The following is a 22,642-nucleotide window of genomic DNA, read 5'->3' as shown; positions in this document are numbered from 1 at the left end:
CGGAAAAGCAAACATCTGAAAGAAATCAATAATTTTGAGATAATTCTCCTAGACGGTCGTACGCTTACTCTAGAGCATCATAGTGGCATTAGTTTTCAACCTCAACTTCTTGAAGTGCTCCTTCTGCATCACCCCGAAGAGCTGTTCTTCGTCTATTATCACCAAGCCAAGATCGTAAAATCGAACAGAATTTGACAGAAGACTGTGAGTGCCAACAACCACATCTATCGTGCCCTTTTTCAAGGACTTAAGCAGGTGTTCACGCTCTTTTCCGGTGGTGTAACGATCCAACAACTTAACCGAAACCCCCAGAGGTGAGAGCCTGGAATTGAAGCTCTCAAAATGCTGTCTGGCTAATACAGTAGTTGGAACAAGTACCGCAACTTGCTTCCCGGATGCCACTGCCCTAAAAGCCGCACGAATCGCCACTTCTGTCTTTCCAAACCCCGCATCTCCACTTACAAGGCGATCCATCGGCTTAGTTTGAGCAAGGTCATTGAGAACCTCTTCAATGGCTTTGAGCTGATCCTCCGTTTCAACATGTGGGAAGCTGTCTTTGAGCTTTTCTTCCAATTCTGGGTCACCACTGAGGACTATACCACTGGTATTTTCTCTTGCAGCGTACAGGGTAGCAAGTTCTTTGATTCGCCTCCTGATTTCTTTTTCCACCTGCTTTTTCTGTCTAGACCAGCGCTGCCCCTTTAATGAATTCAGCTGAATACCCTCTTCTTGGCCCACATACTTATGAACCCTGTCAACACGTTCTACTGGTACATACAGTTTTGTCCCTTCTCTGTATTCCAGCGTTAAATACTCACGCGTTCCCAAAGAGGACGAAATGGTTTTAACACCTAGATAGCGTCCTATCCCATAATCTTTGTGAACCACAAGATCCCCTGTCTCCAGCTCGGTCCAATCAATAAGGGGAGTGCTCGGTATGAATTCGCGCTTCTTCTTTCGTCTTTCTGGAAGAACGGTTTCCCTTTCCTCGACAGTGGATTTTTCCCAATCCAAAAAGTTGGGTTCCCGATTATCAAGGATGGTGTAATCGTGCAGTTTGAAAAAATATTCAGGGGTTAATCCAGCAAATCTCTTGTATAAAAACTTCTCAACTGGCTTTTCTTCAAGCATTTCCAGGACTTCCCTTTCAAGCCTTGAAAATTCATCAACCGCTTTATCGGGTTCTATGAAGATGAACGCAGTCTCTTTTGGCAAATAATCCGTAAGAATACTCTGAGATTTGTAGAACATACCGGATATCGTGTCGAGGTTGCAACTATCGTCGAGCTTAAAGGTGGCTTTCGCACTCATCTGCTTTTCCGCATAGGAAACCCTATCCATCGCTAATTTCAAATGCTCTTCCAATGTTAGGGCTTCGGCTCCAGGAACGAATTCGAAACTATCCAACCGTTCGATACTTCGTTGGGTTCCGGGATCAAACCGCCTGATAGATTCGATTTTATTGTCAAAGGTCTCTATTCTAACCGGATTATCATCACCAGGAACAAAAATGTCAATTATTCCGCCTTTAATGGAAAACTGGGCAGGTTCAGTTACGCTAAAAACCCTCTCGTAACCAAAAGCCTTTAGAATAGAGTGGTTCAATTTGAACTCCTTACCCGGGCTCAGTAAAAATAGACTCTTTCTGAAGAGATCTGGGGGCATTGTTTTTCTCAGGAAAGAGTGCATAGTAGTGGCAATAGTGGGTTCCTCTCCCTTTATAAGTTTTCTTAAAAGCCTGAGCCTGGTGCTTCTCACTGTATAAGAAGTGTTGATCTCTTCAAAAGGGAAAACATCATGAGATGGAAAGGGATCAACAGAAATCCCTTCCGAGAATCTCTCCAGCATTCGGATGAGCATTTTTTCAGTCGGAAAAATAATCACTGCGGGTTTTTCTAGCTTTCCTATGTTAACGCCTAACCAATTTATGGGATCTTTTGTGTATATCAATTTTTTTGGCATGTTTTTCTCCTCACTTGTACCTTCGAATTTTATCATCCTTTTTAGAAAAAACAATCTCCATTTTCTTAAAATGACAGCATAAACATCGAGTGGTATAATATGTTTGCCGGGGGAGCCTTTTCGGCTGAGAGTGCGTACGGCGCAGACCCCTTGAACCTGATCCGGGTAATACCGGCGAAGGAAGGCTGAGGTTGCGCCGTCCCTTGGACGGTTTTTTTTTGGAGGTGTTGATTATGAAAAGGCTTTTTGTTATGCTGTTTCTCGTCTTTTCCCTTTGCCTATTGGCGGAGGAATTGATTGTTTATACTTACGACAGTCTTCTCCCCTTTGCAAGGGAAGCTTTTCCGATCTTTGAAAAGGAAACAGGAGTACAAGTGCAGGTTAAAACCTTTGGAGATGCTGGAGCATTGCTGGCAAAGCTGATCTCTGAAAAGGGAAAAGCAGATGTAGATGTTGTAATTGGAATCGATAATCTTCTGGCCAAAAGAGCTTTTGACGAAGATCTCTTCATCAGTTATCTTCCAGACAACGCCCGATTGATTCGTGATTTAAACCTTATTTTTGACCCTTTGTGGAGACTCACACCCTATGACTACGGTGCCATTGCCTTTATTTACGACAAGAAAGAACTTGGCACGCTCTCACTTTCTTCCATGGATGAACTCACAGCCAAAGCTTTTAAGAAGAACATCATCATTGAGGACCCAAGAACTTCAAGTACAGGGCTGGCATTTCTGATGTGGACCTATGCGCTGTATGGCGATAATTTCCTTGATTTCTGGAAGAGCTTTAAGAATTCTGTGTTGACAATTTCCCTGGGGTGGGATGACGCCTTTGAAAAGTTCGAAGCTGGCGAAGCCCCAATGATGGTGAGTTATGCTACCGATGGAGCTTATTCATACGAATATTACGGTGAAGTTTCTTATGGCACCTTGATCCCTGGGAACAAGGGGTATGTACAGATAGAGGGTGCTGGTATTGTTAAATGGAGCAACAAGAAAGAGCTAGCGAAGAAATTCATCGATTTTCTCATCTCTCCTGAAGCTCAGGAACACATTCCGTTAAATCAATGGATGTTTCCTGTCGTAGAGGTTCAAATGCCCAAGTCTTTTGAGTATGCGCTTGTTCCCAAAGAGATTGTAACGGTCAAAGATGTGGATATAGAAAAGATAATTCATTTGTGGGAAAGTGTCATCTATTGATGCGACGTTCTACACTGGCCTTTTATCTGGCCCTTTTGTTTTTGAGCATTTTCGTTGTTTTACCACTTATAATAGCCTTTGGCACAGGTGATCTCGATACATTCATTGATGTCCTGAAGACTCCCTCGGTCTTGAGCATTTTAAGGTTTACATTGTTGCAGGCTGTTATAAGCACTTTTCTGGCATTCGCGGCAGGTTTGCCTGCCGCATATTATTACTCAAGGCACAACGATGGCCTGAGCTCACTTTTGTATTACACCACCTACATTCCCTTCTTCTTACCGGGGATTTCAATGGTTGTGGGTTTTCTGGTGTTGTTGGGGAGATATGGCTTAATAAATAATTTCATAGCCGCAGTTGGCTTGGAGCGCCAGCAGTTTTTATACAGCTTTGGCGCAATTTTACTTGGACACACCTTCTACAATTCGCCCATCACTCTGAGGATTGTGGGAAATGCACTCAAAAACCTTCCCGCAGAAATAATTGAAGCCGGTAGAGTCGATGGGAGTTCAAGGCTCAGGCTCTTTTGGTCTTTGGAATTACCACTAATAGTACCGGCAATTTTGAGTTCACTGATCCTAACCTTTTCTTATTGTTTCACATCCTTTGCCGTGGTGCTTATACTCGGGGGTTCGCAATATGCAACCTTGGAAGTTGCCATCTACATGTATCTAAAACTACTGGCTAGACCAGAAATTGCCATGGGTTTAGCTCTAGTTCAGTTCGTTTTCATTTTTGCTTTCGGTCTTTTCGGAACATTTTTTGAATCCAGGATATCACTACCGACTGGAAGCAGAATGAGTTACAAGAAAAGCTGGTTTTTCCTGGTCGCATTACTCTATTTGATTTTCGAATGGCTTCCAGTCTTCAGCGGTGTGTTTGGTTCAGTTTACGATTTTAGAAGATCGACTTTTTTCTTCGACAAGATCAGCAGCCTGTTCAGCTTTGAGCAGCTGGAAATCCTTGGCACTTCCATTCTGGCTACTATTTTTCGCTCTCTGATTTTGTCTTTAGTTGCGGCGTTTGTGGCAACGACAATTTCTTTTATCATCAGCTGGAGCGCCCAAAACTCAAAATTCGAAAATATCTCAATCAGGTTGACTTCCCTTGTGTGCATTTCCATCACCCCGGCTATCCTCGCACTGGGATACATTATTGCTTACAAGGCTCTTCCGCCACAGATTAGCATGGTACTGCTGTACACAGTGGTGTCTTTTCCAGTGGTAATAAATCTTTTTCATGCTGAAATGGCGTCTTTCGATTCTGCCATTGTTGAAGCGGCAAAAATCGATGGGGCCAGATTCTGGCAGATACTTAGATATATTGTGGTGCCTGTTCTAAAACCCGCAATTGTTACGGGTTTTGCCATTACTTTTGCCATCGCCATGGGTGAATTCAGCGGATCGCTTATTCTCGGTGGTGATAAAGCTCCTACAATGACTGTGGCTATCTATCGGATGCTCTCAAGCAAACATATACCAGAAGCGAGACTGTTGAGCTCGCTTCTGGTTATCATAGTGCTGATCGTGATTTACGCCATTAATCGTTTGTCAATGGGTTTCAGAAGAAAGATATAAAGCGCAGCAAGCTTTCACAGGGCATTCATCACACATGGGATTCCTGGGTTTGCAAAGCCTTCTCCCAAATTCTACCATGGATCCGTTTATTGGCCCCCACAGCTTCTCATTCAGGATATTCATCAGTTCTCGTTCTGTATCTTCTGGAGAGGAGGTTTTCACCCAGCCAAGTCTGTTACTGATTCGATGCACGTGTGTATCAACAGCCAGAGCGGGAATGCCAAATGAAATATTCAGCACGATATTGGCTGTTTTTCGACCAACACCGGGAAGATCAAGAAGCTTGTGAAGCTCCGAGGGGACCTTCCCCTGATAACGTTCCAGGAGCTGTTTTGCCACCATGATAATGCGCTCCGCCTTTTGCCTGTACATGCCAGCAGGGCGGATGAGCTCGTAAAGTTCCTCAGGATCGGCTTTTGCAATAGACATCGGGTCTTTGTATCTGGCAAACAACCTTCTTGAAGCCTCATCGGTGTTTTCGTCTCGGGTTCTTTGGCTGAGTATGGTACTCACCAAAACTTTGAAAGGATCCTTTTCATTGTGCTTTCTTGGAAAAGCTTCGATTATTTTTCGTGCTATTTCATTTGGTTCACAATGTTTCATCTGGCATCTCCAAAAAAGCTTTATAAGCTCTGTAGGTTTCATAAAGATCGGCTTTCGAAGCTATTTCAAAGGGAGAATGCATCCCTAAAAGTGCAGGTCCAGCATCCAGTACATTCATACCCTTTTCTGCGAAGAATTTGGCTACTGTTCCCCCACCTCCGCGATCTACTTCACCGAGAATTCCTGTTTGCCAGTTCACCGAGGCACCGTTGAGAATTTTCCTGATCTTTGCCACAAACTCAGCTGAAGCCTCGCTTGTTCCACCTTTTCCTCCGCGACCAGTGTATTTTGTGAGAACTATACCATGTCCTAACGGTGGGGCGTTATCTGGATCGTGTGCATCCTCAAACATGGGATTGATGGCCGCGGCAACATCACCCGATAGCATGCTGGATTGCTCAACAGCCATCAAAGAACTCTCCCAGGGGTCATCTAACGATAGAAGGCGCGCTATGCGCAAAATGGCATTCATCCAGAAATAGCTCTTTGCTCCTGTGTTGCCATCGCTTCCAATTTCTTCCTTGTCAAGCAATAACACTCCGGCGGGTTTTGCCAGGTCTTTCGCATCTATCAAGGCGGTAATAGCCGTGTAAGCACATATTCGGTCATCGTGACCGTATGCACCAAGCATAGAGCGATCTATTCCTATTTCCCTGGGTTGAATTGCGGGAACGAGTTGAAGGTCAGCACTGAAAAGATCCTCTTCCTTCAGTCCATACTTTTCATGAATAGATTTCAAGAACGTGTATTTAACGGGATCTTTCTGATCATCTGCCTTATAGGGAATTGAAGCGGCAAGGGCGTTTAGGTCTTTTCCTTTGAAAACTTCTCGAAAATCACCTTTTCGGTTATCCAGATGAGGAAGCAAGTCGCTTATCACAAAAACGGGATCTCCAGGTGCATTACCGATGTTAATGTTTACTTTATCACCGTTTTCCAGCACAACTGTTCCAACGAGTGCAAGGGGGATATTCAGCCATTGATACTTCTTTATCCCGCCGTAATAATGTGTCTTGAGAAAGGCGAGCCCGGATTTTTCCTTTAGCGGTTTGGGCTTTAAGTCAAGCCTTGGCGAATCGATATGGGCTGCGACCATATTCAAGCCTTTTCTGAAGTTGCCGGCTATTTTAAAAGCCAACAGGGCTTTTCCGGATTTTACAAGATAAACCTTGTCACCGGTTTTGATATTTTCTTTTGCCGTCTCGTAATACTCCAGTGGTCTAAAGCCCGCTTTTTTCAGGAGTTCCACGGTTTCTTCCACCGCTAAACGCTCAGTAAGCGATTTTGTAATATAGTCCAGGTAGCCCCTTGAATAGGAATCAATGGTGTTGATGTCTCTCTTTTCCCATACCGAAGTTGTTTTGAAGCTAAGATTTTCCATGCCCTTTTCCCTCCTATTAATGCAAATACCTCTAAAACTATTTTAGCAGAAAACAAAACTCAGCTGTTGTATAATTGCGTTGAACTAATAAAATCATTTATATGTCAAAATAACGTTAGGGTGGTTTTGTGGACGAAAAAAAGCTGGTCGAAGGGTTGAAGAAAAAACAGCTTTGGGCTTATGAAGTGTTGTATGACAGGTACGCTCAGCGCCTTGGAAGTGTTATCAAGTCATATCTTGGGGTGGATGATGTAGATGATGTCATACAGGAAACTTTCATCAAGGTATTCAAAAACATAAAAAAGTTCAAAGGCAAATCAAAGCTTTCGACCTGGCTTTACAGGATTGCTGTGAACATATGCAAAGACACGATTGCCAAAAGAAAAAGACAAAATCATTTGCTCGTTGATTTTCAGGAAAGTGAGGATCAACGCATAAGCGAACCACCAGCACCTAACGATGTTTTCAAAGAGGTCATGGATGAGTTGAGTTTTGAAGAACTGATGGACATAGTCGCAAAATTGTCAGAAGAGGATCGCCTGCTTATTAAGTTGAGGGATATAGAAGGAATGAGTTATGATGAAATCGCAGAGATACTCGAGAAACCTGTTGGAACCGTGAAAAGCAGACTTCACTATGCAAGAAAGAGATTGAGGGAGCTGCTTGAGGAGGTTGAGTACGATGTCTAACCATGAATACGAAAAGGACTCCTTTGACGCGCTCATTGACAGTGTGATTAAAAAGCGTAAGCTTAGCGAGAGTGAAAAGGCTGAACTCAGAAGGTACGCTAAGTTCGTGAAGATATTAAGGGAGAGAACCAGCTATCGCCCCAGTGAATCTACAAAATTAAAGACACTCTCAAAAATACGCCAAAAGAAGTTACTGCCTTATCGTATTGCGCTGGCAACTGTAACTTCTTTTGTTATTTTAATATTGGGTCTGGGCTTTTTCATGGAAAACTCCATTTTGATAACTCCAAAGCCCGTTTTTCTGCTCAACAATGGTGAGTTTGACGCCGCTAGAAGTAGCCTCCTTTCCAATGGGGAACTCAGTTCTGCCCTTTCATCGGCAAACAAAATGTCCTCCGTCGAATCTTCTGTGGCCAATAGCACCAATGGCGATGAGCTGAAGAAGCACCTGGAAACAACCATCGATTTTATTGTAAACAAGGAAGAAAAAAACAACGCAGTTGTTTTGAGCACCAGCTTTTAATTCAGGAGCGTGGAACGAGTGAAGCTAAAACTTTTGGTCATCGTGTTCTTTGGAATATCAGCCGTTGTTTACGCCCTTTCTCTGGATGATGTTGTTAACAACATCATTTCTTCCTCCTATGAAGTCACCAGAATAGTAAGGGAAACGGGGATAAGTTCTTCGATTAGAGTGGAAAGAGTCACCAAAATTGGTTCTTACAAACTGATAAGGATAAACACCCCTTTCAAGAACTATGTGTGGTTGCGTGGTTCCTTTGGCGAATATGTCATAATCAATAACATTGCCTTTGAGCCAGCTATAGACCTTAAAGACCTTGAAGATCAATTCATCGATCTGGTATTGTCAAAGAAATATGACTTACTTCTTTCACTCGACCTGCCGATTGGCTACAAGTTCATCATAAGAAGTGATTTCACAACTTATGAGGCTACTTTCGACGAGCATTTAAAATTGATGAAACTGAGAAAGAGTTATCCCTTCTATTCAATGGAAATAAGCTATCAGGATTATACAGCACTATCCGATAGCAGCTCCGAAGAGCTTTCAAGATATATTTTCGGAGTAAAGAAAGTTAGAGCCCCTCTTAAACTTTCCAAAGAGTATCTGAAAAAACATTTCCAGTGGGTTGCCATGGACTTTTCTTACAATGGACAAACTACCACGTATACACTGTATTTTTATTCAACAGCTTTCGGAAAACTGGCTCTTTACCTTTTGACCGATGCCGAGAATACAGATCTGATAAATACCATCGATGAAATGTGCTCGAATTCACCTGTGTCTTACGCAGTGAGGAAGTTGGGCAATGTCATTGCGATATTGATTGGGCCAAAGACCCTGGAATTATCAGATATAATCGATTCTTTGCTTAAGTTAAAATAAACAAACAATTCACCATGCCGCCCTCAGGGCGGTTTTTTATTCGCTTTTAATAATATTGGTGTATAATCGAGAAATATCAGGAGGTCAATGCTTATGCATGTAAAAGAGGCGATCGATTTACTTAAAAGCAAAGGATACAGGATAACTCCTCAGAGGATTGCTATCTTAAAAGTGCTTGAAAACAACAAAGAACATCCTTCAGCTGAAGATATCTTTTTACAGGCAAGAAAATACAGCACATTTATTTCCTTTGCCAGTATTTACAACATTCTGGATATACTGGAAAAGGAAGGATTGATCAAGAGCATTTTTGGAATCGATGGCATAAAGCATTACGACCCGGACACTTCTTGCCATGCCCATTTTTTTTGCAAAAAATGTGGGCGGCTTTTGGATTTGAAGGACAATTTCATTGAACTATCCCGCTTCAAGGAAAGCCTTTCCAGGTATGATGTGGAAAGTGTTGAGGTAATAGTCACAGGAATTTGCCCTGACTGCAAAAAGGAATTATAACGGAGGTGTTGAAATTCATGGCAGAACCCTTGATCGATTTGCAAAGTGCCTTGGAAGAAATCGATAAGGTATCGGAACTTTCAGCCTTGCAAAACATAAAGGCAAAATATCTGGGTAAGCAGGGAGTTGTCACCAGGCTTTTCAAACAGCTCTCTACAATTCCCCAGGAGGAAAAAAAAGCCTTTGGGCAGATGGTAAACAACCTGAAAAAACAACTCGAATCGAAAATAGCTGAAAAACGCTCCGAGATAGAACGACGAATGCGGGAAGAAAAGGAACAAAAAAACCGTTTTGATATAACGCTTCCCGGTGCTATCAGAGACATGGGAGCGTACCATATTGTTACACAGGTGATGGAAGAAGTGCAGGAATTTTGGCTGAGCATGGGCTTTGAAATAGCTACGGGCCCTGAAGTTGAAGAAGTCTATTACAATTTTGAAGCTCTCAATACACCGGAATGGCATCCGGCAAGAGATATGCATGACACTTTTTACTTCAACTCAAACCGTCTTCTCAGGACTCATACCTCCCCTATACAGATCAGGGTAATGGAGAAGAGAAATCCTCCTCTGGCAATATTCGCTCCTGGAAAATGTTATCGGAAAGATACACCAGATACAACTCATCTGCCCATGTTTCATCAATTTGAAGTGCTGTACGTTGATAGACATGTATCAGTGGGCCATTTGAAAGGAGTTTTGGAAACATTTGTGAAGAGAATATTTGGAAAGGATAGAAAGATCAGGTTAAGGCCAAGCTTCTTCCCTTTTACAGAACCGAGTTTTGAAGTTGACGTTTCCTGTGGTATATGCGGCGGTGCAGGGTGTAGAAGTTGTGGCGGCACTGGCTGGTTAGAGATACTCGGCTCGGGTATAGTTCATCCAAATGTATTCAGAAGTGTAGGATACGACCCCGAAGAATGGTCTGGGTTCGCCCTTGGCATGGGAGTAGAAAGAGTTGTGATGCTGAAACACGATATCGCCGATATCCGTGATTTGCTGAGAAATGACAAAAGATTTCTCAAGAAGTTCATGGGGGTGAACATATGAGAATTTCCGTAGAATGGCTGAATGATTACATAGACCTCACTGATAAAAACGCCCTTGAACTCGCAAATGCATTATCGTTAAGTGGAACAGAGGTAGAAAGCGTTGAATTCCCGTGGAACTATATTGAGGGCGCTTTTACCGGTCGGATAGAATCGGTAGAAGAACATCCTGATGCCGACAATTTAGTAGTTACAAAAGTTAGTGTCGGAGAAAAGCTCTATCAAATAGTAACCGCTGACAAAACGGTAAAAGCCGGTGAATATATAGCGGTGATTCTATCCGGGGGAAAGCTATGGAACCTCGAGATAAAAGACAGAAAATTCAGGGGCATTAACTCTGAGGGTATGTTCATTTCTCTTGAAGAATTGAGGCTCGAAGAAAAGTCCGAGACGGTTTTCAGGTTTGACCACCCGGTGGAAACCGGAAAAGACATACGAGAGACGTTGAAACTGGATTCCGCTGTAATCGAAGTGGAGTTAACCGCAAATAGAGGCGATTGTCTTTCTATGTTCGGTATCGCACGCGAGCTCAAAGCCATTTACCGTAAAGAGATTGAATATCCATCAGCTGAAATTGAAGAAAATCCAAAAGAAAAGATAGACATAAGCATAGAAGAAGGTTGTAAGCGTTACACTGCATTGCTAATGGACAATGTAACCATAAAAGAATCCCCCCTCTGGATGAAAAGGCGTCTGGTTGCGGCAGGATTACGGCCTATAAACAATGTCGTCGATATAACAAACTACGTGATGCTGGAAACCGGTCATCCAATACATGCATTTGATGCTGATCTTATCGGAGGTAACAGAATTATAGTGCGCAAAGCAAAAAGCGGTGAAAAATTAACCCTTCTCGATGGCAAGGAAGTGGAATTGATCGAAAGCGACCTCCTTATCACCAATGGGGAGGAGCCCCTTGCTTTAGCGGGAATAATGGGCGGTATGAAATCAGGCATTTCACCGAATACCAGGAGGGTGCTTTTGGAAGTAGCGGTCTTTGACCCGGTAACGATAAGAAAGACCGCGAGGCGGCTTGGAATAAGTACGGATAGCTCTTACAGGTTTGAGCGCGGTGTTGACCCTTCTGATTCATTTTACGTAATAAAAAGGCTGGCATCACTGATTTCAGAGTTTTCGGGCGCTACTGTTTCCAGCAGGATAACAGATGCCGGCACACCATCCGAGAAAATAAAACTGCATCTCAGGAAATGGTTTGTGGACAAGGTTTTGGGTACGGTTGTTCCTATTGAAGATATTGAAAGCATATTGAGCCATCTTGGGTTCGAACTTGAAGAGGCTGGCGACGGCTGGGAAGTAGAAGTCCCGGCGTACCGTTACGACATAACTCAGGAGATAGATCTTGTAGAAGAAGTTGGACGCATCTATGGATATGAAAAAGTCCCTTCCGTGCTTCCCCGTATTTTACCAAGCCAGGAAAGCATCCCCGTTGAGATAAAAGAAATCAGGAAATTAAAGAGAATTCTAACTGCTTCTGGATACAACGAAGTAATAAACTACAGCTTTTTGAATCCAGAAAAGATAAAGAAAGTCTCCGGGGATTTTGATCCACCGATGCTACAAAATCCCTTGTCTTTAGATTTTTCTGCTATGAGGCCTTCCATGATCTTTGGATTGCTGGAGACAGCATCTTACAACTTCCGCCGGCAAAACAAGGACCTGAAAATCTTCGAAATAGGAAATGTTTTTCAAAATACTGACAAGGTAAATGAACATCTGTCAGTCGCATTGCTCGCAATGGGCAAAGAAAATGCGGAAGATTACACGGATAAAAGAACCCTGAGTCCTTATACTTTCAAAGGAACCATTGAAAGCATACTCCAGCTTTATGGTGTTAAATATAGCTTCGAGCCAGCATCTGAAGACTGGCTGGAAAAACGCGCTGCTGCTGACGTAATCATTAATGGCGAAAAAGTAGGCTACTTTGGCATTTTCAATGCAGAAATCGCTGATAGGGTTTTTGAAGTTAAAGGTCAGGAACTTTTCATCGCTGAATTGAACGTTGATAAACTCATTGAGCTAAAGAAAACCGTGGTTAAGGAAACGATAATTTCGCCTTTTCCGAGAGTTTTCAGGGATCTTTCGTTACTGGTTCCTCATCACTTGAACTTTTCAGAAGTAGAGAAAACCATCACGGAATATGCAGGGAAATACTTAACCTCCGTAAAGGTAATAGACATCTACAAAGGCAAAGGTATTCCCGAAGGTTACAGGAGCATCACCGTAACCCTTACTTTTGAATCTTCTGAAAACACCCTTACCGATGAAAAAGTTTCCAGTGCTATTGAAAACATCATAAGGTCCCTGAAGAATACCGGGGTGAACCTACGTGAGCAGTAATGAAAGCTTATTGAATAGTATTTCAAATAAACTCAGAGAAATCTGGCGGGAACTGGATAGTACCCGCCAGATTCACATAAGAGAGAAATCAGGCTTTAGGGACATTGTAACGAATGTGGACATTTCAATAGAAAGAGAACTGAGAGATTTTCTCACCTCCCTGGTTCCTGGAACAGGGTATTTTGGTGAGGAGATGGAAAAAACCCGGGGAGAGGAATTCTGGATAGTGGATCCCGTTGATGGTACAACGAATTTTTCCAGAAAAAACCCACATTTTGCCACTCAAGTGGCTCTTCATTCAAGGGGGGAAATCGTTCTTGGCGTAGTTTACGATCCTTCAAAAAACGAGTTGTTTACTGCCATACATAATAAAGGAGCTTTTCTGAACGGCGAGAGGATACACGTAAGCGATGTTTCTGAACTTGAAAGGGCCTCGGTTCATACGGGGCTACAATATTCATCCAGTATTGCCTTTGAACGAGTAACACAAAGAATTAAACGAGCTGTTGCAAAATGCAGGGCACTGAGAATAGTGGGAAGCGCCTGTCTGGATCTCTGTTATGTAGCATGTGGAAGAAGCGATATTTACTGGGAAGAATCGCTGCAGCCCTGGGATGTATCTGCTGGAAAACTCATTGTGGAAGAAGCTGGTGGCTATGTAGAGAGCTGTCTGGATGAGCCCTTTGAGCTATTCACGCCAAACATTCTGGCTTCAAACGGCAATGGAGAACTCCTTGAAAGCTTCAAAAATAACGTCCTTAACCTCTAATCTCATGAAACACCGACTGTCATACATATTTTGCCAGGCCATATACTGGTGGATTTTTATAAGAACAATCCTCCGACTATCATGAGAAAAGCAATAGCAATCAACACATATACAAACCAATCGCCATGTTCAGTGTAAAAGCTTCTGTCCGCTCTAGGCAGATAGTGAAAATCGCCAATAACATAGTCTGCCTGCCACTCAGATGCGATGGGCAATCTTTTTAGCACCCTACCGTAGGGATCAACGACAGCAGATATACCCGTGTTTGAAACCTGGATCACATAGCGCCGGTTTTCGACAGCCCGGAGAACTGCCTTCGAAAGGTGTTGTACAAGTCCCGTCCGGAAACTAAACCAGCCATCATTTGTGGATATGAGAATCACATAGCTTCCTGCGTTGACCAAATCACGGGTAACCTCTGTATAATAGGAATCAAAGCAGATTTGAGCCCCAATCCGCTGATCACCAACTTCAAAAACAGTAGGTGTTTCTCCCGGAGAAAAGAAATCCAGGAATCTCATGAATTTGAACAACCCGAATAACTTTGGATAAGGCAAAAACTCGGCAAAAGGGGTCGGCTTCATCTTCGCGTAAAACTCTTCTGAAAAACCATCTGGTCCAAGCAAGCGCAATTGATTGTATTTCTCGCCATCTTCAGCGGTCGGGAACCCGATCAACAAGGTTAGATTCCTCTCTTTTGATAGTTCATGCAGCTTACTACCGATGAAGCTCTTTCGAATATCGTAAAGAAAGCTGGCTTCTGGAAGAACCACAAAGCTACCCTCCGGGACTTTCTCAAGAGTCTTTTCAATTATTTTGTATACTTCCTGGGGGGATTCGTTATATTTTAGCGATTGCGGAATATTCGTTTGGATAGCTGCGATATTTTTGTCGTATAGGGGATTGTCCAGAGGTACCGGCAAAAAATTCTCTATTAACATGTTCAACGCAAAAATCATTGAGAGTGTCGTGAATATAAAAAGGGCCTTGTACTTTCGCCAGTGTTTTATTACATGCCAGCATGGCATTGACAAAAACTACCAGAAATACAAGAAGATAAGGACCTCCAAAAGAAGACAGTTGCAGCAAGCCTTTTTGATTCGTGAAGGCATCAGCAAGGCTGCCACCTGTGAAACCGAGTTGCCCAAGGGACCTTAGCCAATCAAAAAGCGTGAACAGGGAAGCGGTGAACAATGAACTCAAGACTAAAGATTCCGAAAATTTATGTGCATAGAGTTTATACAAAAAACCGAAACCAAGAAAGGAAAATGCCATCAGGACACCCATCAAAAAGAAACTTAGCACTCCTACAAAAGGAGGGAAGGAACTCAACACTTCGGGGACATTAATCGAAAGAACCGGTAATACCCAGTAATGGCAGATCATCAGATAAGCATAGGCAAAGAAAAATGCCTTGAGCGTACCCTTCCACAGCCCTCCTTTTTGTAAGTCTAACAGTAGGGGAATCAGAGCGACCCAGATCAAGCCTCCCCAAAACATGCCCGGCATAGAAAGGGCGGTAAGCAATGCCGAAGACAGAACCCCGATCATCCAATCTCCCCTTTCAGGATTTTCATAACCGCCTCTGCGACACCATGAGAGTCATTGTCCCTTTCGGTTACGTATTTCGCATGCTTTTTAACTTCATCGGGAGCGTTAAACATCGCAATCGGTAGTTTCACTTTTTTCATGACATCGATGTCGTTGAAATTATCCCCGATATAAGCAACCTCTTCTGAGTTAGCTCCGAAATGGTTCATGAGAAAGTCAAGGCTGCTTGCCTTCCTTACATCCGGGCCAAAGAATTCGTAAAAAGCGTGTTCACCGAGCCTGTTGTTCTTTATTATAGAAACGCTGCCATTAAAGTCGAGCCTTCCGATAACTTTTATTATCTTATCTTCCGGACCTTCAAGGGCCACTTCCGGGATGCCCTCGCTTTTGATATGGTAGAGGGGGTTTTCGACAGTCTTTATCCTGAAGCTGTTGTGCTCGTAGTAACTTTTATATGGCGAATCAGGTATAAACTCCATGTACATATCGGGGGATTCGAAAAAATCTCTGAAAACGATGTAAGGCACATTTTCTTCTCGGGCTTTCTCCACTATTTCCCTCGCGTGATTGGCTGATAGGAGCACTGCCCTGAGTACCTCAAGCTTTCCTGATTGCGGTTTTAAGACCAGAGCACCGTTTTGAAAGGAAACAGGGACTTCAAGTCCCAGATGTTCAATGTAATCTCTGGCAGAGATGTAACTCCGGCCGGTGGAAATCGTTACGGCAATGCCAGATTCTATGGCTTTTTTCAAACTTTCCAGGTTCTCAGCGCTTATTTCTTTATTCACGTTTAGCAGAGTACCGTCCAGATCTATGATTATGAGCTTTATCATCTATTCACCTCCAAAACATAATCCACTACCTGAAAGGTTGCAAGTCTCCTGTTCCTCGATTTTATCCACTCAGCACTTATAGGAGCTGTAAATTCCGGTTGTAACCTTCCCTTGAGTATCCAACCTTTCGAAGCTTCGTTGTTGAAAATACCCGGGTTTGCAGAGATGACGAGCTTTATGGGCGCATCAACCCAGTGCACAGTTTCAATGATACCAGTTTTTTTCAGAGCTTTGGTAATAGAATTTTTTTTCGCTTCAGGGGGTTCCGGGGATACGTTCACCAAAGCAATGTTTCTGGATAAAGGCCCTATTATCTTCACATTTGCCATCTTATGGGAAAATTCTGCAAGGTGATCCATGAGTATTTCATTTGATATCGCTACTGCCTGTCCATGATAAGAAGGATTTATCATCATCTTCAGCAGGTGCTTTAACTTGCAACCTTCCCTGCTCGGAGCTTCCCCGATTCGCGGCACTTCAATACCAAAATACTCCAGAGCTTCATCTATTTCCTTTTTTGTCCAGTCTCTTATAGGGGCATACAAACGCTCTTTTAGGGCAATTCCAGTTTGTCCCCAGGTGTCAGAAAGATTCGCTCCTGTGGCAATAATGGAAGTGGTTGATTTCAGTACCGCGTTGAACTTGGCAAATTTAGTACACCTATTACAGGAAGGGCCAGCTTTCCATATTTTTTCCTGTTCTTCATAACCGGCGGTGAATTCCAGATCAAGTCCCAATTTCTCCGCAAGCCCAATGACGATCTCAAGTCCCCGGCTATAACTATACGGGCCAAAACAAACATTGAGAAGTTTAACCTTCTCCTTCCCTAACGCTTCTCTCGCAAGAACCGCAACTAAGGTGCTGTCCTTGCCTCCAGAAAAAGCCACTGTCATTTTTTCGCTAGTGGATTTGATCTCTGAAATCACAGAATTTATCCGTTCTTCGATTGTCAAAACTATTCCTCCATTATTCGTCTATATGATTATAAAGAAAAGGGAGTGGCTTTGCCACTCCCTATAGTTTACAACTTTTATTTCAACATTTCTCTCTTTTTCTTTACGAGAAAACTCGCAACGTGGATGCCCTTGGTCCCACGCCCAAAACCGGCGTCCATTCCGCAACTTACGGCTAAATCATTGTTTATCTGGGTTCCTCCTGCAATCAAGATAATTCTATCTCTGATCCCTTTTTCAATAGCCAGCTCGTGAATCTTTTTCATGTTTTCAACGTGAACATCATTGTGGGTTATTATCGTGGAAACCAATATAGCATCAGCTCCGGTTTCAATAGCGGCATCTATGAATTTTTCAGGTGGAATGCTTGTACCCAGATAGGTGTATTTTATACCAAACTTTTCTATGCCGCCGTGTTTGATATCCAGAATTTCCCTAATTCCCACAGAATGTTCATCGTTGCCGGCTGTACCTGCTACTACCTTCATGGGATGTTTTGAAACGAATTCGCTTATTTCCTCTTCGGGTAGTGTTTTAGGCTTCTCAGGCAGTATCAGTTCATCGCGTTTTACTTTGAATGGGATCTTCGCCTTGAGTTCCACATAGGTACCTTCACTTGGATGAAGTGTGGTCTTGCTTATCACCGTTGGTTCCAAAAGCCCAAGTTTCTTGGCAATGGCTATTGCCGCCGCTTCAGCATGTGGTTCGTCGTCGGGTATGGTTATATCGAGCTGTACCCAACCATCCTGCCACCACTCAACCTCGGGTGCGAGAAGCCCTTCTTCACGTTCTTCAATGACTTTTTCCATCCTCAAATAAACGTTGTCCCTTTCATCGAGTTCATCTATGAACTGTATCTTCTCAGGGTTGTGGAAAGTACAGCCACCTATGAGGTCACAGGGTTTTTCGAGGTTTTCCGGCAGGTTGTTGTAGCCAAAATGTTCACAAACAGGTGCAAAATAGTCTGGATCCCTCGCTACAACGCTTCCAGCACCGATACCGCCATCTTTAGGTCTGGCGATTCCATCACCCATCCGTTCGGGGTAATAACCGTTATCAACGAAAAATCCCCTTTCTGCAGCTTCGAAATAGCCACCGATTTCCAGCATTTCTTCCATGAACAGTATGGCACGCATCTTCAACTCTCTTATTTTCGGGCGAACTACTTCTTCGTTGACCTTCAACAGGTCCTTAATCCCATCAAGGGCAAGCAAGGTATGCTTGGCTGTTTCCACGCCCCTTATGGAGTTTATGTGCCAGGGAACATTCCTTCCCTCATCAGGTGTGATTGTGGACTGAAGGTCGGCTTTCGTCAACCTCGAAATCAATGTATCGAGAACATGTATACGTGTGGCGTCAAAAAGATCGGATTCTATGTAACGGGTGTTCATCTGTGCTCTGAATTTGTAATCCTTGAAGAGTTCGCGGACGGTCAAAGCATAGATGAAATTCATTTTGAATTCCGGGGCAGGTGAAACCACCGGTGGAACTGTGGACAAAGCAATGTTTTCTTTCTTCATGCCGGCTTTTACCGAGAAAGCGCAGTTTATCGCGTGCTGTACCAAAAGTTCAGGCATGACTTTCCACGCCATTTTTGCAGATGCGTTGGCGTTATGCGCTCCATCAATCTGTAATATATTCGCCCAGGCCATAATTCTTTTGGCAACAGCGGCATCTACAAAGGAACGTATCGGGTTTATGCCTCTGTAGAGTACGTTGTACTGGGGATCCTGGTGAGCTCCGTTAACGCCTTCTTCGGCGAAGAGAACCGCTATTTCAGGTCCAGCAACACCACTCACATAACTGTGAAAATTTATGGGCCTGCCCACTTCATCTTCGATGATATCCAGTGCTTTTCTGGTTGCCCTTAGCTGTTTTCTGGTTATGGGAATACCGCCTATTCCCTCTGGTGTACCTTCTATGAGCCCATCCATATGGCTTTGCCCCAGGGTACGAATGACCATTATATGGTCAGCACCGTGCCAGGCAGCCATTCTCATTCGCCTTATGTCATCTTCGAACCTTCCTGAAGCTATTTCTGAGGTTATGACAGGGTCCGGTTGCGGGTCTATGTTCCCAAAATAATGAGCGGCTGGTAAGGGGACACTGTTCTTAAGAGGCTCAGAGATCTGGTCGTATTCAAAATGCCCAACTTTGGTGGCTTTGGGAAGCGCTTTTCTCCAGCTCCAGCCCCTTCTCCTTGGGCGGTAATGCTCTAAATCTTTCAGTATTTCCTCTACTCTGAGCTTTTCATTTGGTTTTAATGTCATTCTTTCACCCCCTTGAAGAGCCTTTCAACGATCTCCCAATGCTTTCCAGAGGCCAGTTCCTTACCGGTATCGAGGATGGGCTTTTTCAATTCGGAGGCCACTTTGTAAACAACATGGCCAGCACCCTTCCCCAATAACCCAAGGTCAAAGACTTTTTCCACAATGGCCTTTGCTTCGAGACTATTGAACCCCATCCTGAGTAAGACGGAACGTTCTATTGACGGGCTGGTATGGGTTTTTGAAAGTTCTATCAAAGGATCGACTATCCTTTCAGCGAGTTCCCAGAAATATCTATCAAGCTCTTCATCGGTCATCTTCTGAAGATGCTTGCTTCTTTGTAAAAAATCGTCTTTTCTTGTTTCAGCCATTCTTCAGTACCTCCTTGAACATCTCCATGATTTTATCTTCTCGGAGTCGCAAGTCTGCAGAAATGAATTCCAAATCTTCAGCCGTTAACTCGCGATGGCCTCTTTTTGCGAGTTCCTTCAGATAAGATTTGCGTAATTTGTCAAGTGGTAACTCTCTCGCACGGATTTGTTCGGGTTTTTCTGGAATGACGATCCGCTTTCCGGGTTTATCAAGAGCGAGGGGATCACCTCTGAGGACTTCAACGCCATTTTCAATGGCAAAGGAAAGTTGAGCGCTTGGTAGCTTTCCAGCACCGGTATATTCAGTTTCCTGGACCACTACAATGGCATCCTCTGGTAATTCTCTTGCAAGGCTTATAGCCGCTGTCAACGAGGTGTTTCCGGCGGCCCGCGGTGCCATCCCTCAAGCCGTGCCAGCATTTCCGTGACATAAAAAACCTCCCCCTGGCTTACAAGCAGGTATTTGTCCATGTATCGCAGGGCTCTGGCGGCATTTCTCGGGACATCTGATCTATCCGGATATACCGCAAAGGGGATCCCAAATCCAGTATGGCCAGTTGTAAAGGATTTCCTGTTGAAGTCCTTATCGCTGGCCATATGCAAGCCACTAAGATTTACACTGGCCCCAACAACTTTTGTGTCATGTGCACCAGCTTTACGCAACCCTCTGGCTGTCCCCGTGAGGTTACCACCTCCAGCATGCGTAACGACGACATAGTCCGGGTCTTTTCCAGTAATGCTTCTGCATTGCTTCGAAAGTTCATAACCCAGTGTCTCGACTCCGGCTATTCCATATGGAGTGTACAACGAAGCGTTGAAAAAGCCCGTTTCTTCAAGCAAAAGCAAAAAATAGTAAAAGAGCTCTGGCCCGACGGAGAGCTGGACCACCTCAGCACCATAGGCTTCACATGCCCTTCCCTTTTCCAGTATTTCTGGTTGACCTATGCCACGGCTATCAAAGGTTTCCTGAACGACTATGCACTTCAGCCCTCTCTTAGACGCCTGGGATGCTACCGCAGCGCCATAATTCCCGCTGGTTGCTGCGATGACCCCTTTATAACCCAGTTCTTTTGCTTTATGAACGCTTATTGAAGCCCGCCTATCTTTGAAACTCCCTGAAGGGTTAGCAGCTTCGTCTTTCAGAAATACTCTGGCTCCCTTTCCGGGAGCTGATATATGCCTGATGAGCTTTGTAATATTTTTTAGCTCGATCAAAGGAGTGTTACCAACACCTGTTTCTCGCTGTATTTTTTCGACCTCTTCCAGGGTATATCCAATTTCCTCCATCATTCTTTCGTAATCGAAAGCTATATCAGTTATCCTGTACCTGTCATAATCTATGCCCACCGAGGCCTTCATTATTTCGTTTCGACGCGCCATTACTGCCCTGTATGATCTGTCTTTCATTTTTCTTCACCCTCGTTCAGGGAATCAGCCAGCTGAGAGAATTCCCGGTCGATTTCTGCAAGAACGGGAACGTGCTTTCCAAAATTATGGGTGTACGTTGGCTCAATGGCAATGAGCCTGCCCACAACTTTCCTTCCGGCAACTGTCTCAATACTGACAAGATCGCCCACGCTGGCCTCTTCATCTATGAGATAGCCCTTGACCCTCATCACCAAGGGTACCAATTTGGTGTCCTCTGGCACCTGAGGGGCACGTTCCTCAGGGTTCAGAACAACTTTATGGATCTGAACCCATTGGCCTTTCTTTGCTTTCAAAGCAATCACCCCTTTATTTCTCTGAAGAGAGCACTTGGCACAGGAAGATCTAGCATCGTCAAGAGTCCTGGATCCGCTTCAACAACATGGGGAATCATGTTAGTAGCCACTGCCATCGTTCCCTTTCCACCGGGGATTTCGGGTTTTATACTCATGTGAATATCCGGATCACCGTAGATATCTATGTAGTCGCCCGTTTCAACGTTTTCAGCTTCAGGGTGTATCTGCTGAGGGTGAATGAGTTCAATGACTTTCCTTTTGCCAATATAGCCCCGACCGATGTGCCTGCACCCGGCAACCATCCCGGGTTTTACATGGACAACGGGTGTCTTCCTTTCAGTATTGGAAATGATAGGCTCTCTGACTTCCTCAATTCTTGTCAGTTCCCATCCAAGGGCATCGGCGATCATCCTGATGGATTGTTGGAAGCCTATGTGACCAACGATAGTCCCCTTCTTCAGACCTTCGGCGAATTCTTCGGGGGTTGTTCCAACACCCTGCGTTTCCATAACGGTTTTTCCAAATGGCGAGAGATCGTTAACCCTGCGTGCTTCGATCCTATCAACGTCGAGACATGCACCGCTGAGAGTTACAATGAGCAGGTCCAGGACAAAACCGGGATTGATGCCTGTGCCAAGGATTGACACCCCATTTTTCAAGGCGATGCTGTTGATAATTTCAGACTCTTCCGGATGGGAATAAAAAGGATATGCCATTTCTTCAGCGATTGTAATCATATCCACATGATGCTTGGCAACTATCTTGATTTTTGGCAGGATCTCCTTAACAAAGGAATTCGTTGCTATCACTGCGATATCAGGTTCGGTTTCCTCAATGGCAAGTTCAATATCACTGTAAACTTTGCAACCATATTCCCTATCTCCAATGGCAATTCCCACATCTTTGTCAAACATTTGAGCGTTGCGCTCCACAGCACCGACCAGCCTCAGTTCCTCTTTTCCCACGACATTCTTAGCAATGCCACTTCCCATGGCACCAAGACCCCATACAAGAACTCTGTAAGCCATTCTTTTTCCCTCCTGTATTCATTTTGCACTTCAGTTAAATAATAGCAAAAAAAAGAGCCGTTATCTAACGGCACTATCCTTGAAAGAAGTTGCTAAAATTCCTTTATCGCAAAACTTCCCGAGTATATTAGTTTATGCATAATTACCCACTTGGCAATAACTGTTTTAAACCTCAAAGGCTACTCTATTTACTTCTTCCATGGATGTTATTCCTTCGACAACTTTTAATATACCATCTTCATATAAAGTCATCATACCCGCTTCTCTTGCGGCTCTCTCAATTTCAAAATCGGAAGAGTTCCTCACGATCAGTTTCCGCAGGTTATCATCCACTATCAGCACCTCATGAATCGCAGTTCTTCCTCTGTATCCCGTTCCTCTTGCGTCAACAGAAACAACTATATAACCTTG

General features: G+C 43.8%; 20 protein-coding genes, 2 pseudogenes and 1 riboswitch. Of the genes and pseudogenes, 9 read left to right on the top strand and 13 right to left on the bottom strand.

Annotation, left to right across the window (positions count from 1 at the left end; all coding sequences use genetic code 11):
* Positions 1–69 precede the first annotated feature (69 nt).
* On the bottom strand, positions 70–1,962 hold the full coding sequence (locus AC3LHT_RS01920; RefSeq protein ID WP_488661795.1) for a DEAD/DEAH box helicase: 1,893 nt from the start codon (positions 1,960–1,962) through the stop codon (positions 70–72).
* A 98-nt stretch (positions 1,963–2,060) separates the two neighbouring features.
* Positions 2,061–2,162, top strand: a riboswitch (TPP riboswitch).
* Positions 2,163–2,195: 33 nt separating this feature from the next.
* Here AC3LHT_RS01920 and AC3LHT_RS01915 point away from each other — a divergent pair.
* A complete protein-coding gene (locus AC3LHT_RS01915) occupies positions 2,196–3,164 on the top strand; it encodes a thiamine ABC transporter substrate-binding protein (protein ID WP_290666369.1) in 969 nt (322 codons plus the stop codon).
* Positions 3,164–4,741, top strand: coding sequence for an ABC transporter permease (locus tag AC3LHT_RS01910; protein ID WP_488661794.1), 1,578 nt, complete (start codon positions 3,164–3,166; stop codon positions 4,739–4,741). The genes AC3LHT_RS01915 and AC3LHT_RS01910 overlap by 1 nt, the downstream gene beginning before the upstream one ends.
* Here the strand turns inward: AC3LHT_RS01910 and nth are convergent.
* Entirely contained in the window at positions 4,715–5,344 is a 630-nt protein-coding gene (gene nth / locus AC3LHT_RS01905) for an endonuclease III (protein WP_290666365.1), read from the bottom strand. The two genes, AC3LHT_RS01910 and nth, sit on opposite strands and share 27 nt — an antisense overlap.
* Positions 5,331–6,725, bottom strand: a complete 1,395-nt coding sequence (locus tag AC3LHT_RS01900) for an aminopeptidase (RefSeq protein ID WP_488661793.1) — start codon at positions 6,723–6,725, stop codon at positions 5,331–5,333. The genes nth and AC3LHT_RS01900 overlap by 14 nt, the downstream gene beginning before the upstream one ends.
* Before the next feature lie 128 nt (positions 6,726–6,853).
* On the opposite strand from AC3LHT_RS01900, the gene AC3LHT_RS01895 reads away from it, so the two are divergent.
* From AC3LHT_RS01895 to AC3LHT_RS01865, 7 genes are all read left to right on the top strand, one after another.
* The gene (locus AC3LHT_RS01895) at positions 6,854–7,414 is read left to right on the top strand and encodes an RNA polymerase sigma factor (protein WP_290645537.1); all 561 of its coding nucleotides are present in this window, start codon (positions 6,854–6,856) and stop codon (positions 7,412–7,414) included.
* The gene (locus AC3LHT_RS01890) at positions 7,407–7,937 is read left to right on the top strand and encodes a hypothetical protein (protein WP_290645539.1); all 531 of its coding nucleotides are present in this window, start codon (positions 7,407–7,409) and stop codon (positions 7,935–7,937) included. The genes AC3LHT_RS01895 and AC3LHT_RS01890 overlap by 8 nt, the downstream gene beginning before the upstream one ends.
* Before the next feature lie 18 nt (positions 7,938–7,955).
* Positions 7,956–8,819, top strand: a complete 864-nt coding sequence (locus AC3LHT_RS01885) for a hypothetical protein (protein WP_488661792.1) — start codon at positions 7,956–7,958, stop codon at positions 8,817–8,819.
* Between the two features lie 93 nt (positions 8,820–8,912).
* Positions 8,913–9,332, top strand: coding sequence for a Fur family transcriptional regulator (locus tag AC3LHT_RS01880; RefSeq protein ID WP_290645543.1), 420 nt, complete (start codon positions 8,913–8,915; stop codon positions 9,330–9,332).
* Between the two features lie 17 nt (positions 9,333–9,349).
* A complete protein-coding gene (pheS, locus tag AC3LHT_RS01875; RefSeq protein WP_290645545.1) occupies positions 9,350–10,381 on the top strand; it encodes a phenylalanine--tRNA ligase subunit alpha in 1,032 nt (343 codons plus the stop codon).
* Entirely contained in the window at positions 10,378–12,738 is a 2,361-nt protein-coding gene (pheT, locus tag AC3LHT_RS01870) for a phenylalanine--tRNA ligase subunit beta (protein ID WP_488661791.1), read from the top strand. Before pheS ends, pheT begins: the two co-directional genes overlap by 4 nt.
* Positions 12,728–13,507, top strand: coding sequence for an inositol monophosphatase family protein (locus AC3LHT_RS01865; protein WP_488661790.1), 780 nt, complete (start codon positions 12,728–12,730; stop codon positions 13,505–13,507). The genes pheT and AC3LHT_RS01865 overlap by 11 nt, the downstream gene beginning before the upstream one ends.
* A 56-nt stretch (positions 13,508–13,563) precedes the next feature.
* Here the strand turns inward: AC3LHT_RS01865 and lnt are convergent, their stop codons facing one another.
* The 10 genes and pseudogenes from lnt to AC3LHT_RS01815 all read right to left on the bottom strand — a co-directional run.
* Positions 13,564–14,535, bottom strand: a complete 972-nt coding sequence (gene lnt / locus AC3LHT_RS01860; RefSeq protein WP_488661789.1) for an apolipoprotein N-acyltransferase — start codon at positions 14,533–14,535, stop codon at positions 13,564–13,566.
* 52 nt (positions 14,536–14,587) lie between these two features.
* Positions 14,588–15,007 (bottom strand): annotated as a pseudogene (locus tag AC3LHT_RS01855) (apolipoprotein N-acyltransferase); the annotation flags it as partial.
* Positions 15,008–15,054: 47 nt separating this feature from the next.
* Complete coding sequence (locus AC3LHT_RS01850) at positions 15,055–15,891, bottom strand: Cof-type HAD-IIB family hydrolase (protein WP_290645553.1); 837 nt, start codon at positions 15,889–15,891, stop codon at positions 15,055–15,057.
* On the bottom strand, positions 15,888–16,844 hold the full coding sequence (locus tag AC3LHT_RS01845; protein ID WP_488661788.1) for an adenine nucleotide alpha-hydrolase family protein: 957 nt from the start codon (positions 16,842–16,844) through the stop codon (positions 15,888–15,890). Before AC3LHT_RS01845 ends, AC3LHT_RS01850 begins: the two co-directional genes overlap by 4 nt.
* Positions 16,845–16,921: 77 nt before the next feature.
* Positions 16,922–19,114, bottom strand: coding sequence for a D-ornithine 4,5-aminomutase subunit OraE (gene oraE / locus AC3LHT_RS01840; RefSeq protein ID WP_488661787.1), 2,193 nt, complete (start codon positions 19,112–19,114; stop codon positions 16,922–16,924).
* Positions 19,111–19,482 (bottom strand): ornithine aminomutase subunit alpha, encoded by a 372-nt coding sequence (locus tag AC3LHT_RS01835; RefSeq protein WP_290645559.1) that lies wholly within the window; start codon positions 19,480–19,482, stop codon positions 19,111–19,113. The genes oraE and AC3LHT_RS01835 overlap by 4 nt, the downstream gene beginning before the upstream one ends.
* Positions 19,475–20,889 (bottom strand): annotated as a pseudogene (ortB, locus tag AC3LHT_RS01830) (2-amino-4-oxopentanoate thiolase subunit OrtB). Before ortB ends, AC3LHT_RS01835 begins: the two are co-directional and overlap by 8 nt.
* The gene (ortA, locus tag AC3LHT_RS01825; RefSeq protein ID WP_290666351.1) at positions 20,886–21,212 is read right to left on the bottom strand and encodes a 2-amino-4-oxopentanoate thiolase subunit OrtA; all 327 of its coding nucleotides are present in this window, start codon (positions 21,210–21,212) and stop codon (positions 20,886–20,888) included. The pseudogene ortB and the gene ortA overlap by 4 nt, the downstream one beginning before the upstream one ends.
* Complete coding sequence (ord, locus tag AC3LHT_RS01820) at positions 21,209–22,231, bottom strand: 2,4-diaminopentanoate dehydrogenase (protein ID WP_290666349.1); 1,023 nt, start codon at positions 22,229–22,231, stop codon at positions 21,209–21,211. The genes ortA and ord overlap by 4 nt, the downstream gene beginning before the upstream one ends.
* Before the next feature lie 165 nt (positions 22,232–22,396).
* Positions 22,397–22,642 (bottom strand): ATPase, T2SS/T4P/T4SS family (locus AC3LHT_RS01815; RefSeq protein ID WP_488661786.1); only part of this gene is annotated, 246 nt, incomplete at its 5' end.

The sequence above is a fragment of the Kosmotoga sp. genome (assembly GCF_982836095.1).
This window is presented reverse-complemented; position numbering and strand designations above follow the sequence as displayed.